This window comes from Rhizobium sp. SL86 (genome assembly GCF_026672545.1).
Classification (GTDB): Bacteria; Pseudomonadota; Alphaproteobacteria; order Rhizobiales; family Rhizobiaceae; genus Neorhizobium.
This window is the reverse complement of the sequence record NZ_JAPPRJ010000002.1, coordinates 428,261-442,477: the sequence shown is the minus strand read 5'-3', so window position 1 is coordinate 442,477 and position 14,217 is coordinate 428,261. Positions and strand designations below refer to the sequence as shown.

At 62.0% G+C, this 14,217-nt stretch carries 13 protein-coding genes; 1 reads left to right on the top strand and 12 read right to left on the bottom strand.

Annotated features, from left to right (window positions below):
• From OU993_RS14280 to OU993_RS14240, 9 genes are all read right to left on the bottom strand, one after another.
• Complete coding sequence (locus OU993_RS14280) at positions 1–819, bottom strand: XdhC family protein (RefSeq protein WP_268158432.1); 819 nt, start codon at positions 817–819, stop codon at positions 1–3.
• 2 nt (positions 820–821) lie between these two features.
• Entirely contained in the window at positions 822–2,009 is a 1,188-nt protein-coding gene (locus OU993_RS14275; protein WP_268158430.1) for a vWA domain-containing protein, read from the bottom strand.
• A gap of 1 nt (position 2,010) precedes the next feature.
• Positions 2,011–2,892 (bottom strand): AAA family ATPase, encoded by an 882-nt coding sequence (locus tag OU993_RS14270; RefSeq protein ID WP_268158429.1) that lies wholly within the window; start codon positions 2,890–2,892, stop codon positions 2,011–2,013.
• Positions 2,893–2,906: 14 nt separating this feature from the next.
• The gene (locus OU993_RS14265) at positions 2,907–5,336 is read right to left on the bottom strand and encodes an aerobic carbon-monoxide dehydrogenase large subunit (RefSeq protein ID WP_268158428.1); all 2,430 of its coding nucleotides are present in this window, start codon (positions 5,334–5,336) and stop codon (positions 2,907–2,909) included.
• Entirely contained in the window at positions 5,333–5,833 is a 501-nt protein-coding gene (locus tag OU993_RS14260) for a (2Fe-2S)-binding protein (RefSeq protein WP_268158426.1), read from the bottom strand. The genes OU993_RS14265 and OU993_RS14260 overlap by 4 nt, the downstream gene beginning before the upstream one ends.
• A gap of 11 nt (positions 5,834–5,844) precedes the next feature.
• Positions 5,845–6,711, bottom strand: coding sequence for an FAD binding domain-containing protein (locus OU993_RS14255; RefSeq protein ID WP_268158424.1), 867 nt, complete (start codon positions 6,709–6,711; stop codon positions 5,845–5,847).
• 176 nt (positions 6,712–6,887) lie between these two features.
• Positions 6,888–8,165 (bottom strand): MHYT domain-containing protein, encoded by a 1,278-nt coding sequence (locus OU993_RS14250; protein ID WP_268158423.1) that lies wholly within the window; start codon positions 8,163–8,165, stop codon positions 6,888–6,890.
• 524 nt (positions 8,166–8,689) lie between these two features.
• Positions 8,690–9,202: a flavin reductase gene (locus OU993_RS14245; protein WP_268158422.1), complete on the bottom strand. Its 513-nt coding sequence runs from the start codon at positions 9,200–9,202 to the stop codon at positions 8,690–8,692.
• A 9-nt stretch (positions 9,203–9,211) separates the two neighbouring features.
• Positions 9,212–10,774 (bottom strand): 4-hydroxyphenylacetate 3-hydroxylase N-terminal domain-containing protein, encoded by a 1,563-nt coding sequence (locus OU993_RS14240; RefSeq protein WP_268158420.1) that lies wholly within the window; start codon positions 10,772–10,774, stop codon positions 9,212–9,214.
• A 93-nt stretch (positions 10,775–10,867) separates the two neighbouring features.
• On the opposite strand from OU993_RS14240, the gene OU993_RS14235 reads away from it, so the two are divergent.
• Positions 10,868–11,788 (top strand): helix-turn-helix domain-containing protein, encoded by a 921-nt coding sequence (locus OU993_RS14235; RefSeq protein ID WP_268158419.1) that lies wholly within the window; start codon positions 10,868–10,870, stop codon positions 11,786–11,788.
• On the opposite strand, the gene OU993_RS14230 is transcribed toward OU993_RS14235, so the two are convergent.
• Genes OU993_RS14230 through OU993_RS14220 form a run of 3 tightly spaced genes read right to left on the bottom strand, consistent with a single transcriptional unit; the run spans position 11,776 to position 14,215 of the window.
• Positions 11,776–12,483, bottom strand: a complete 708-nt coding sequence (locus OU993_RS14230; protein ID WP_268158417.1) for an ABC transporter ATP-binding protein — start codon at positions 12,481–12,483, stop codon at positions 11,776–11,778. The two genes, OU993_RS14235 and OU993_RS14230, sit on opposite strands and share 13 nt — an antisense overlap.
• Positions 12,483–13,196 carry an ABC transporter ATP-binding protein gene (locus OU993_RS14225; RefSeq protein ID WP_268158414.1) on the bottom strand — a complete coding sequence of 238 codons (714 nt, stop codon included), beginning with the start codon at positions 13,194–13,196 and terminating at the stop codon, positions 12,483–12,485. Before OU993_RS14225 ends, OU993_RS14230 begins: the two co-directional genes overlap by 1 nt.
• Positions 13,193–14,215: a branched-chain amino acid ABC transporter permease gene (locus tag OU993_RS14220; RefSeq protein ID WP_268158406.1), complete on the bottom strand. Its 1,023-nt coding sequence runs from the start codon at positions 14,213–14,215 to the stop codon at positions 13,193–13,195. Before OU993_RS14220 ends, OU993_RS14225 begins: the two co-directional genes overlap by 4 nt.
• Between the last annotated feature and the right edge of the window lie 2 nt (positions 14,216–14,217).

Here is a 14,217-nt window from a genome sequence, read left to right as displayed (position 1 = left end):
TCAGGCGTTTCGTTGGCCGCGCCGCCTGATCTCGATCATTTCCGCAACGATCGAGAAGGCGATTTCATCCGGTGTAATGGAGCCGAGGTCGAGACCGGCCGGCGAGCGCATGTCATCCATCGACCTCACATCGAGCCCCTCGGTTTCCAGATCGTGTCTCAGCGCCGCAAATTTCCTGCGCGAGCCGACGAAGGCGGTGTAGCGGCTCGGAATACCGAGAACGGCCTTGAGCGCTGCCCCATCGCCGCGTCCTTGGGTCGCAATCACGATGAAACCATGCCGCGCACCGTCCGGCGGCAGGTCAAACCCATCCACCATCCGGTCCGAGATGCCAAACGCCGCATGGTCGGCCTGCGGCGCACAGACTGTCACGAAGAACCCCATACGCCGAGCAATATCGACGAGGGCGACAGCGACCGGAGAGGCGCCCAGAACGGCCAGATGCGGGCGTGGAAGGACGGGTTCGACAAACACATCCATCGTGCCCTGGCTCGGGCACATGTTGCGGGCGTAGAAAACGCCGTCCCGTATCTCGCCAGGTTTCACCTGCTGCACATCGAGCAGATCCTTGGGCTGGATGCTGATCAATCGGGGTTGCCCGTCGCGGATCGCGTCAGCGGCCGCCTTCAGGACCGCGCCACGGGCACACCCACCGCCGATCCAGCCGGCGGATATGCTTCCATCCGCCAGCACGACGGCCTTGGCGCCCGCCTTGGCGGCCGTGACGGAAATGGTGCGCACCACGGTGGCCACGGCAAAGGGCTCGCCCCGCGCCTTGGTCTGACTGACCAGATCGAGAATATCGACGCTATCCTGCATGCTCATATCCTCGCCAGATAGGGTTCGAGCGCCTCAAGGCTTTCAAGGTTGTGCGCCGGCGCAAAGAGATCGATGAAGGGAAGCGCTGCCTTCATGCCGGCTGCTTCCGGGGCGTAATCGCGCCAGCCGATCATCGGGTTCAGCCAGGCAATCCGCCGGCACCGCCTTCTGAGGGCCTGCATTTCCTCGCCCAGCCGTTCGGCTGGCCCCGTGTCGTAACCGTCCGACACGATCATGACGCAGGTGCGTGAATGGATGCAGCGTTTCGCATGCCATCTGTTGAAGGTGGCAAGACTTTCCCCTATCCGCGTACCGCCGCCGGTGCCCTGCCCCATCAGCGCCATGCGCTGGACGGCACGCTCGGGATCACGCTCGCGCAGCGCCGGCGAGATGTGCACAAGCCGCGTGTGAAAGAGGAAGGCTTCCGCCTCCCGAAATGCGTCGAGCACCCCATGCATGAAGCGCAGGAAGACTGCGGAATAGAGGCTCATCGAGCCGGATCCGTCGAGAAGCACCACCAGCCGCAGCGGCTTTTCGCGACGCTTGCGAAATACCAGCTGCATCGGCGTGCCGCCATTCGCAATGCTCTTGTGGATCGTGCGCCGGAGATCGAGCCTCTGGCCACGCGCCCTCGCCCGCATGCGCCGCGTCATCCTCGCGCGCATCGAAACCGCCAGGCGCTCAGCGAGGCGATGCGCCTCGGCGAGATCATCCGGATCGGTCAGGTGCCGGAAATCGGTCTTGCCAAGGAAGTCGGCGCGGGATGCCCCTTCACGCCGGGTTTGTCCCGTCTCGACGGTCTCCGTGCCCTCGCCGCGCTGCACATGATCGGCCTGCTGCTGGCTGGCCAGGCCACGCGCACCGGTCGCGGCAGCCTGCACGCCGTCCGGTGTCTTTTGCGGCGCACCGGACATGCGCGTGGCAGATTTCATGCCGCGCCTCAGCCAGAACGCATCGAAAATCTCGTCGAATTGCACCCAGTCGGAATGTCGGCTGCAGAAGAGTGATCGGAGCGCCGGGCGAAACCGCGAGGGGCCCGCGGCAACGGGACTGGCCAGCACTGCCAGCGCATCGCGAACTTCCGAAAGACCGAGGACAAAACCATTGTCGCGCAGCGTCCGGACAAAGCCGGAGAGTCTTGCCCGCATCATGTCGCCCAGGTCTTGCTCGGCCTTTGGCATCGCGCTCATCTCAGGCCACCTTTCCGAGCAGGCGTTCGGTCACCTCACGCGACATACGGGCCTTGTCCTCGGCCGTCTTGATCAGGCACATCAGCGTCTCATAAACCGCTTCGGGCTCGTCCTGCAGGTGCCGAATGTCGAGGCCGGCCAGCGTTGCGGCCCAATCGAGCGTTTCGGCCACGCCCGGCGTCTTGCGCAACTCCTCCTTGCGGATCAGCCCCACCATGGCGGCGATCTGCAGCGCGAGTGCCGTATCGACGCCCGGCAGTCGCGACAGGATGATCCGCGCCTCGCGATCGACATCGGGAAAATCGACATAGTGATAGAGGCACCGCCGCCTCAGCGCGTCGGACAATTCGCGGGTGCCGTTGCTGGTCAGAATGACCCGCGGAATAGCGGTTGCCGTCACCGTCCCGAGTTCCGGTATCGACACCTGGAAATCCGACAGAAGCTCCAGCAGGAAGGCCTCGAACTCCTCGTCCGCCCGGTCGACCTCGTCGATCAGGAGAACCGGTGGCTTTGCCTGCCGGATGGCGGCCAGAAGGGGCCGCTCCAGCAGATATTTTTCCGAAAAGATCGCCTCTTCCACCGCGTCGGCATCAAGGCCTTCACGCGCCTTGATCGCCAGCAGCTGACGCTGGTAATTCCATTCATAAAGAGCCGAATTCTGGTCCAGCCCTTCATAACACTGCAACCGGATCAGCCTGGCATCCTGTGCGAGCGCCAGGGCGCGGGCGACCTCCGTCTTGCCGACACCCGCCTCGCCTTCCAGAAGCAGCGGCCGCGACAGGCTTTCCATCAGCCAGAGCGCGGTCGACAGGTCACGATCGGGCACATACCCGACCGCGACCATCTCTGCGGCAATCTTCTCCTGGGGGCGTCTGACGGCCATCGACTGATCCAGCCTTATCCGTGAAGCCCAAGACGTTCGCCGACCTGCCACAACCGCCAGGCATCGTGCGGCATCTGGATGTGGCCGGCACCGAGGAAGGCGTAGGCGTCGTTGACCGCATTGGAGAAGCACGGCACACCACCGACATGCGGGCTTTCACCCACACCCTTGGCGCCAATCGGATGGTGCGGCGAAGGTGTCACCGTGAAGTCCGTTTCCCACTTCGGCGTCTCGACGGCGGTCGGCAGGAAGAAGTCCATGAAGGATGCTCCCATGACATTGCCCATGTCGTCGTAGCGGATCTCCTGGCCCATGGCGCAGGCAAACGCCTCCGTCAGCCCGCCATGCACCTGCCCCTCGATGATCATCGGATTGATGCGCGTGCCGCAATCATCGAGCGCATAGAAGCGCCGCGTCTTGGCGACACCCGTATCGACATCGATATCCATGACGCAGAAATAGGCGCCGAAGGGATAGGTCATGTTCGGCGGCTCATAATAGTTCACCGCCTCCAGACCGGGCTCGAGGTTCGGCGGCGGCGCATTATAGGCCGACCAGGCGATCTCCTTCATCGTCTTGAACTTCTCCGGCAGACCCTTGACGCGGAAACGGTCGATGTCCCACTCCAGATCGCCCTCATGCACTTCGAGCATATGGGCGGCGATCATCTGTGCCTTGGCCTTGATCTTGCGGGCAGCCACGGCGGTCGCGGCGCCAGCAACCGGGGTGGAGCGCGACCCGTAGGTGCCGAGACCATAGGGTGCCGTATCGGTATTGCCCTCCTCGATCATGATGTCGTCGGCGGGAATGCCAAGCTCGGTGGCAATGATCTGGGCATAGGTCGTCTCATGCCCCTGGCCTTGGCTTTTGGTGCCCATCCGGGCAATCACGGAGCCCGTCGGGTGGATGCGGATCTCGGCGGAATCGAACATCGCGATGCCGAGAATGTCGCAATTCTTGGCGGGTCCCGCCCCGACGATTTCCGTAAAGAAGGAAATGCCGATGCCCATCAGTTCACGCGTCTCACCGCGCTTGAAAGCCTCGCGCTTTTCCGCCTGCTCGGCACGCAGAGCCTTGTAGCCGATGGCATCCATCGCCTTCTGCATGGCCATGTGATAATCGCCGCTGTCATATTCCCAGCCGAGCGCCGAGTGATACGGAAACTGCTCGGCCCGGATGAAATTCTTCATCCGAAGCTCGGCTGCATCCATGCCGAGTTTCTGGGCCAGCACTTCGATGGCACGCTCGATGGCAAACACCGCCTCCGTGACCCGGAACGAACAGCGATAGGCAACGCCGCCGGACGCCTTGTTGGTATAGACACCGTCCACCACCAGATGCGCGACAGGGATATCGTAGGAGCCCGTGCAGATGTTCATGAATCCGGCCGGCCATTTCGACGGGTCGGCGCAGGCATCGAAGGCGCCGTGATCGGCTAGCACATGCACGCGCATGCCGAGGATCTTGCCGTCCTTAGTGGCGGCGAGTTCGGTGGTCATGTGATAGTCGCGGGCAAAGGAGGTGGTGGAAAGGTTCTCCATGCGGTCTTCCACCCATTTGACCGGCACGCCCAGCACGATCGATCCGACGACCGAGCACACATAACCCGCATAGGCGCCGACCTTGTTGCCGAAACCGCCGCCGATATCCGGGGCAATCACATGGATCTTGTGCTCCGGCAGGCCCGAAATCAGCGAGACGACCGTGCGGATGACATGCGGTGCCTGGAACGTGCCCCACAGCGTCAGTTCGCCCTTGACCTTGTCGAAGGAGGCGACCGACTGGCAAGTCTCCAGCGGCGACGGATGGGTGCGATGGTCGACCAGCATTTCCTTGATCGTCACATCGGCCCGGGCGAAAACATCGTCAGTCGCCTGCTTGTCGCCGATCTGCCATTCGAAAATGTGGTTGGGATGTTTGCGCGGCCCATGGGCGCCGACCATCTTGTCCTTGATGTCTTCACGCAGGATCGGTGCATCCGGCAGCATCGCCTTGAACGGATCAACGATGCAGGGCAGCGCTTCGTAGACGACCTCCACGAGTTCGGTCGCGTCCGAGGCGATGTAGCGATCCTCGGCAATAACGAAGGCCACCTCCTGGTTCTGGAACAGGACCTTTTCATCGGCCAGAACCGCCTGCACGTCGCCGGCCAGCGTCGGCATGTAGTGCAGGCCGAGCGGCTTCAGATCCGCCGCCGTCAGCACGGCGACCACGCCCGGCAGCGCTTTCGCCCGCGACGTGTCAATGCTGACGATGCGCGCATGCGCGTGGGGCGAACGGACGAAATCGCCGAACAGCATGCCCGGAAGCTTCAGATCATCGACATAGGAGCCCTTGCCTTGCGTGAAACGCACGTCTTCGACGCGCTTGCGCTTGCAGCCCATGCCCTGCAGCTTTTCGGTCCGCTCGGCGCGATCGATATCGATCTTGACTTGCTCGTTCATTCCGCGGCCTCCTGAAACGGTGTTCCATTGATCTTGGCCGCCGCATACTGGATGGCCCTGACGATGTTCACATAGCCGGTGCAACGACAGAGATTGCCGGCAATGCCGGTGCGGATTTCATCTTCGGTCGGATTGGGGTTTTCCTGCAGCAGGCGATGAGCGCGCAGGATCATGCCCGGCGTGCAGTATCCGCATTGCAGCCCGTGCATCATGCGAAAACCCTCCTGCAGGGCGCTCAGTGTTCCGTCCGGATTGGCGACCCCTTCGATTGTGGTGATGCGTGCGCCATCGGCCTGGATCGCGAAGGTCATGCAGCTTTTCACCGACATGTCGTCCATATCAACGGTGCAGGCACCGCAATGGCCGGTATCGCAGCCGATATGGGCGCCGGTCAGGTTCTGCTGCTCGCGCAGAAAATGGATGAGCAGCGTGCGCGGTTCGACGAGAGCCTCGACCGGCTTGCCGTTGATGGTCACCTTGATGTGCGATTTCGTCATTGTCTTCCCCCTCATGCTATGGCGCGGGTGCGGGCCCGCTCAAGCGCGCGGCGCAGCATGACGCCCGCCATCTTCGTGCGGTACTCAGAAGGTCCGCGCATGTCGGAGGCCGGATTGGTGATGGCCTCGGCCGCAGCCACTGCCGCATCGACGGTTGCAGCATCAAGCGTGCTGCCAACCAGGATCCCTGCGGCCTCGGCGGCCCAGAGCGGCGTTTCCGACACATTGGTCAGGCCAATCGATGCGCTGGTGCAGGTGCCGGAAACCATGGTGATGACCACCGCCGCCGCCGCCGTCGCGTAATCTCCGACCTTGCGCTTGAGTTTCTCGTAGCCGTAACCGTGACCGGCTGGCGGGACCGGAATGCGGATCTCGGTGAGGATCTCGCCGGGTTCCAGAGCGGTCTCGTAAGCGCCGAGATAGAAGTCACGCGCCGGAACCAGGCGGTTGCCGTCCGCGCCGGTCAACTGATAGCTGGCCCCGAGACACTGCATCAGCGCCGGCATGTCGTTGCCGGGATCACCATTGGCGCAATTACCGCCGATGGTGCCTTTGTAGCGAATCTGGGGGTCGGCGATAACAAGCGCTGTTTCGCGCAGGATGGGGACAAGCTCCGCCAGCACAGTGCTGGTGATGACCGAATGCTGCGTCGTCATCGCACCGATGACGACATCGTTGCCCTCTACCTCCACACGGCGCAGTCCCTCGATTGCCGAAAGGTCCACCAGATGCTCGGGCGAGGCCAGCCGTGTCTTCATCAAAGGAATCAGACTGTGTCCGCCGGCAAGCGGCCTTGCGTCCTCGCCAAGCTTCATCAGCAGCGCGACAGCGCTTTCGACCGTCGTTGGCCGATGGTAGTCGAACGTTCCTGGTATCATCCGCCGCTCCTCCCAAAGCTTCGTCTCGCCCGACGAGAGACCAATCCTCCGAGGATCTCGCCGCGTCTCGACAACAGGCGTTGATTGCCGCCGCCAGACAACGGCAAGCGCACTAAAACGCGCCGATTTGCACGAAATGCGGTAGGGCTCGCACGAAATGCGGAAGGGAAACTGACCTAACAGTGGCCGGTCGAGGCAGTGCTTTGAGAGGCTTTGAAGGCAGCAAGCTCTGTTCGAAAGCCCGCCAGCCTCGACCGGCTGACGGGCACGGTGCGCCTGATGGGTGAATCGAGTTCAACCACGCCCGAATCCCCTGCCTTCTTGATGCGGACAACGAAGACGAGATTGACGATGTAGCCGCGATGGATCCGAGAAAACATCGCCTCGGGCAGGCGCGCTGCGATGTCGGAGATGGACAACGGACAGAAGAGGTCGTCGCGACCATTGAAGATGTAGGTGTAATGCGCGTTGGAATGCACCGACACGATGTCATCCGCTGCAATATGAAAGCGCTTGCCATTCTTTTCGATGGGCAGCAGGAGATCGCCTGCGGACAGAATGGGGGCGAGCAATGCAGCCGTTGATGTGGGCTCTGCGGGTCCGCTCGCGCCCGGCAAGAGGCGCGGCTCGGCCGGCTGCAGCAAGTCCGGCGGGGGTGCGTCAGCGTGTGGTCCTTCCGGAAGAGGATCGTTCGGCACGCCGTGCGCCGCGCGCCAGAGGTGTTCGCCGTGCGCCTCCCTCGCCTCCGAAGGGATGAGCGCCAGCATGAAGACGGCCGAGATGCTGCAGGCAACCACGCTCACAATCGCGGCCAATATGTCGCCGGACATCAAGGATGTCGTGTTTGCAAGCTGTGCGGTGGCCAGATGCAGTGTGGTTCCGGCCATGGCCATATAGTGCATACCCGAGACCGCGCAGCCAAGCACCACGGCACACAGAAACAACGGCGGCCGCCGATCGGCGGAAAAGGCGAGCCAGAGTGCGAGACCGGACGCTGCGATGGCGATCGCGATACTGGCCAGCACATAGGCGGGATCGTGCGTGAGATGAAAGACCGAATGTACGGCAGCCATGCCGACATAATGCATCGTGGTGATGCCGATGCCCATGAGCGCTGCGGCAATCACCATCAGGCGCTGCGATCGCAGGCTCGCCAGGTAGATCGCAACACCGGTGACGAGACTGCAGATGAGGAATGAGAGAAGCGTGGGCACGACGGCATAGTCGATTGCGACGGACGTCGTGATGGCCAACATGCCGATGAAATGCATGCTCCAGATGCCGACCGCGAGCGTGATGGCCGAACCTGCAATCAGCAGGCGGCGCCGATTGGCAAAGGCGCCCGGGATGAGAAGCGCGAGGCTGATGCCCACGTAACCGGCCTGAATTGCCACAACCACAGAAAGGACGACAAGAATCGGGTTGTAGCTGAACGATGAGGTGAGTTCCGTCATAGCTGTCTCTGCAACCTTCGGACAATCAGAGCCACCACGCGTGTGATGACACGAGCGGTGCATAGGGCGACATTGGCTGAACTGCGTTTGGCTCACCTCCCAGCGGCCTGGCGTCACTCTATCCACGGGCCGGACAACTTGTCGAGTTAGATGTCGGCCGTGCGCATTGAGACGGATGTTCTGAGCCGTTCAAGCTGGCCCGATTATGCCAGATTTAGGGATGGATCTTCCTGAGTGTAAAAGGACCGGCACTGCTTGGTAGAAAAGCATGCGCAGATGGCGATCGTAACGTCGGGATAGGTGCCTTCCGCTTTTGGGGCCGGGCAGCAGGCCGGGAACTGCGGCCATGATGACAAAACGACGCCGTCGCAGCCAAAGCTCCGCGTTAAGGGGAAATCGCGCTCGCTCAGATCCGGGCCTGATGGCACAGAGACATGTATCAATGCGCGATGGAGACATGGGTGCGTGGCCGTAGATCGCGATGGCTCGAGATCTACGGACTGTGTTTTGTGGAAGCGGTTGGATTAACCGCCATAGCTCCCGGTTTGCGTCGGAACATGGACATAGTTCCGATCGAAATAGATGAGCGCGTGCCCATCACGCCGGCACCGTATGTCGATGACTTCGCCGATGAAGATGTTGTGTGTTCCGACCAGACGCGCCTCGATCAGGCGGCAGTCGAACGAGACGATGGCGTCTGCCAATGCCTGATTGCCGGAAGGAAGGTTGGTCCAGTCGGCGGCGGCATAACGAGCCTCCATGTCGCTCTGTTGGCCAGCGAAGAGACCGGCGAGGTCGCGGTGTTCCTGGGTCAGCACGTTGACGCAGAACTGGCGGTTCTCGACAAACAGACCGGTCTGTGAAGACCGTGAATTCATGCAGACGAGAAGCGTTGGCGGCTCGTCTGTCACCGAGCACATCGCAGTGGCGGTGAACCCGCCGCGCCCGGCGGGTCCATTGGTGGTGATCACGTTGACCGGGGCACAGACCCTGGCCATGGCGTTGCGAAATTCGGTCTTCGAAACGGAAGCTGTCATGGTCGCCCCCTATTCGGCCGCGTCGCGCAGGGCGCGCAGGTCGTCCTGCGGCGGCATCCAGGTGTCACCGGTCCAGCCGTTCTCGTCATAGTCGGCCATGCACTGGTCGACGAGAGCCTCCATTTCCTTGAGACGCCCGCCGCGTTCGGCACCTTTGAGCACCTGCAGGCGAACTTCTTCAGGAGCGCCGGCATAATTCAGCTCGTAGAGCGCATGGCGCCCCCCAAATTCGGTTCCCGTCGCATCCCACAGAAGTTTCATGATCTTGATGCGCTCGATATGGCCCATGTCGTTCGAGCCGCGGACATATTTTGCGAGATAACGGTCAATATCGGGGTTCTGGAAGTCCTTGGCCGACGACGGCAGGTAGATCAGGCCGGAAGCCACGGTCCGGCGCACGATGTCGATGACCTTCGGATAGGCCTCCGACATGAAGGTACGATAGCAGAGTGCCGCCTCGAGGTTCGGCAGGACCGCACCATTCGCCCACGGGATCGGGTTGTGCGCCATGGCATTGGAGAAGGTCCAGAACTGGTGGCGGATCGCGATGACCTCGCCCAGCATTGCCTGATTGCCCCGGAAGGCATCGCCGCCTGTGGCGCGCAGCGCCTTGGCGAGAAGCCCGGCCAGGAAATCCAGCTTCACCGCGAGACGGGTGCAGCCCTGGAAGCAATAACCGTGCATGAAGCCGGAGGCCGGGTGGAAGGACAGGATCTTTGCCGCATCGCGCAGCACAAGTACGTCTTCCCAGGGCACGAAGACGTTGTCGAGCACGAGGATCGCATCGTTTTCGTCGAAACGTGATGACAGCGGATAATCGAAGGGCTGCGCGGCCGCGCTTGCGGTCTGCTCATAGGAGACGCGGCAGAACATCTTTATGCCGGGCGCATTCATCGGAACGATGAACATGACGGAAAGCGACGGATCCTCCGTCACGGTCGCCGAGCTTTGGGCAAGAAAGTTGTAATGGGTCAGGGCCGAGGATGTGGCGACGACCTTGGCACCCGAGACATAGATGCCGGCATCCGTCTCCTTGGTGATGTGGACGAAGACGTCCTTCACCGCATCCGCCGGCTTGTGGCGGTCAATCGGTGGATTGACGATCGCGTGGTTCATGAACAGCACGGATTCCTGGGCGCGCTTGTGCCATGAAAGCGCATTGTCCTTGAACGGACCGTACCAGTCGGCATTGGCGCCGAGCGTGTTCATCAAGGCAGCCTTATAATCGGCGGTGCGCCCCATCCAGCCATAGGACATGCGCGCCCAGTCGGCGATCGCACCCTGCTGCGCGACCAGTTCTTCTGAAGACCTGGCGACGCGGAAATATTTGTGCGTGTAGCCACCCGAACCGGTGTCGGTCGGAGAGGTCAGACGCGCCTTGGTCTTTTCCTCATGCAAGGCGTCATACATACGCGCAATGGAGCGCGCCGAATTGCGCATCGAGGGGTGGGTCGTGACGTCAGCGACACGCTCGCCGTTGATATAGACCTCACGACCATCCCTCAGGCTCTCCAGGTATTCGGCGCCAGTGAACGGACGCCTTTTGTCTTTCCGATAGTCCTCTGCACGCATCTGCGATCCTCCCTTTAGTTCTAACAAAAGTTAAATCCGCTGCCGGTTCCGGACCATGGACAAAGGGTACAATTCGCTGGTACTTTTTCCGGCATGACGGACAGACAAGACGTGCCGACCTACTTCGTTTATGGCGAACCGACCCGCGCGCTGGATGTCGGATTTTTCCACGTGGAAACGGTCATGGAGCGCAGAAGCGTGCATTTCGGCCATGTTTCGCCGCACAAGCATCCACAGATGGGACAAATCACCTACTGGTTCAAAGGTGGAGGGACCTATAGGATCGAAGATCGGACTTGGAATTTTTCGGCTCCGACCGTCAGCTTCGTGCCATCGAGCGTCGTCCATGGCTTCGATGTCGAAGAGCATTCGGATGCGGTGGTCATTTCCATTTCCGACGACCAGCTTCGTTCACTGGCATCGAGCGTCGATCTGCCGCTTGATACCCCCTGCCTCCTCGAAGGCAGCCCGGGAGATCCGGCCTGGATCCGGCTTGACCATCTTTCAGACATGGTCGTCGACGAGTATCTCGGCACGACCACGACCAGTCCCCGGCTGCTTGCGGGCCTGATCGGCGTCATGCTGTCCCAGATCGCCCGGCTTGGCGGTGGCGGCGACGTCACCGAAGCCTCGCCTTCGAAACGGCTGGCCAACAACCTGCGCCGTGCGATCGATCAGCATTACCGCGAGGACTGGACCGTCACCCGCTACGTGACCCTGCTCTCCACGACGCCGCACTTGCTCGACAAGGCAGCAAAAGAGACTTTCGGGCAATCCATCAAGGAGATGCTGATGGAGCGACGCCTTCTCGAAGCCAAGCGACTGCTGATGTTCACCATCCGCTCGGTGGAAGATATCGCCCGTGAAATCGGCTTCGACGACCCCGCCTATTTTTCCCGCTTTTTCCGCAAGCGAACGGGCGTCTCCCCGGCCGCGTGGCGACAGAACCGTATCAAGTCTTCTCGACCAGACGGAGAGGCCGACCCCGCGGATATTCGCATTCAGGCCAGATAGGCCTTATGCAGGATGTCTGGCTCCGAAATCAGGCGCTGGGGTTCGCCGGAATAGGCGAACCGCCCGCGCGACATGACGATGGCGTGATCGGCGAGCGACAGGGCCACGGCGGTGAACTGCTCGATCAGCAGTATGCCGGTGCCTTCGCGAGCAAGCCGTTCCACCACGCCCATCAGCCGCTTGACGATCAGCGGCGCTAGCCCGAGGGACATTTCGTCGGCGAGCACGAATTTCGGCCGGCAGATCAGCGCCTGCCCGAGTGCCAGCATCTGCTGCTGTCCACCAGACATGGAGCCGGCACGCTGGCTCTTCCTCTCCGCCAATTCCCCGAAAATCGAATAGATCTCATCAAGCGCACGCTCCAGCTCGGCGCGAGAATGGGCATGCCCCGCGGTGCGCAGATTGTCGTCGACGGAAAGCCCCGGCAATACCCGGTGCCCCTCGGGAACGGCCGCCACACCAGCAGCCCGAACCGCCTCGGTCCCCAGGCCGGAGATGCGCCGCCCCCCCATCAGGATGGATCCGGCTTCAAGCGGGAGGACGCCGGCCAAGGCCAGCACCAGCGAACTCTTGCCCGCACCATTCGGCCCTAGAAGTGCCGTGACCGTACCCGGTTTGAGGCTCATCGACACGCCGTCCACCACGCACTTGACGCCCCGCCGGACGGTCAGTCCTTCGATCTCCAGAGCCTGCATCACGTTTCCTCCATGCCAAGATAGACCGCCCGCACCTTCGGATCGGCCAACACCGAGGCTGTCTCGCCATAGGTGACGAGCGAACCGAAATCGAGAACCATGGTGCGCTGACAGGTGGCCTGGATCAGATCGACATCGTGATCAATCAGGAAAGTCCGCGCGCCGATCGTTTCAGCAATCCCGTTGATTACAGACCGCAGCGTCGCTACCTCGCTCTGCGAGAAACCGGCTCCCGGCTCGTCCAGCAGAATGAGTTTGGGTGAACCCGCGACGCAACGCGCCAGCTCCGTCATGCGCCGTTCGAAGGCATTGAGCCCGGCTACGGAGCGGCGGCGGAGGGCGCTGATCCCCGTGAATTCGAGGGCTCCGGTCAACGCATCCTCCACCACGTCGCGCGACAGAGGCAGTGAATCGAGCACCACCCGGACATTGTCTTCCACCGTCAATTCGTCGACCGCCTGTTCCTTCTGAAAGGATCGGCGCAGCCCCCATTGCGCCCTCTGATGGGGCTGCATTCCCGTGAGTTCCCGGCCAAAGGCATGGATTCGCCCTGAATTCGGCCTGACGAAACCGGACAACACGTTGAGAAACGTCGTCTTACCCGCGCCGTTCGGCCCGATGATGCCGACGACCGGCGCATCGAGCTGCACGGTGAGCGTGTTCAGCGCCGTCACGCCGCCGAAGGAAACGGTCACTGCGTCGATCTCGATCATCTGGTGTTCCCTCCGTTCGATCTGCCGAACAGTCGGGACGCGAGATCCTCGAGCTGGCCGGCAATGCCTCTGGGAGCAGTGGCAAGTGCGTGGATCAGGGCTGCACCGAAAATGATGTAGGCGGCATCGCCGTTGACGCCGAAGTCATTCAGCAACGCGGGAACGAGGCGGTAGAGCGCGGCAGCGATCAACGCTCCGACCGGGTTCCAGGCGCCACCGACGATGGTCAGGGCAAAGATCATCACGGATTCGGCCGCGGGAAAACTGCGCGCATCAAGCATCTGCAGATTGCCGGCAAGCAACACGCCGGCAATCCCGGCGAGGAAGCCCGATAAGGCAAAGGCCCAGACCTTGTAGAAAGGCACATCGACCCCGCTGGACATCGCAGCCGCCTCGGAGCGGCGGATCAGCGCCCAGGCCCGACCAGCTTTCCCGATCTCATGCCAGTGAATGAGAGCCATGCCGAGTGCCGTCACGACGACGCAATAGGCATAATAGCCCACGTCATTGCTAGCGATGGCCGGGCGCGGCATGTATCCCGCAGACTTAACGGCAAAACCGGACCATCCACCGCCGCCATTGGGAAACTGCAGAACATTCACGATGATGGCAAAGGCGCCGGCGATCATCAATGTGACGAGGGCCAGATAGAGCCCGCGCATGCGCAGTGCCGGATAGGCAAAGACCATCCCGAGCCCTGCCGCGGCAATCCCGCCGGCCAGCATGTTGACCTCGAACGGCGTACCGAGACCATAGGCGAGCCTCAACCCGACCCAACCGCCGGCCCCCATCAGCGCGACGTGGGCAAGCGACACCAGGCCGAGACGTCGATAGAGCAGCGCGATGGCCGCAGCCGTCAGCGTGTAAATCGCCACCCCCGTCAGGACCTTCAGCCAGAGCGATGCTAAAAGCAGCGGCGGCAGGAGCGCGAGAGCTGCAACGAGTAACAGGAGGCCGATCGAACGCGATCGCCAGAGGGCCAGCGCAGGCGTGGAAACCACCGGAGGATCCGATGCCATCA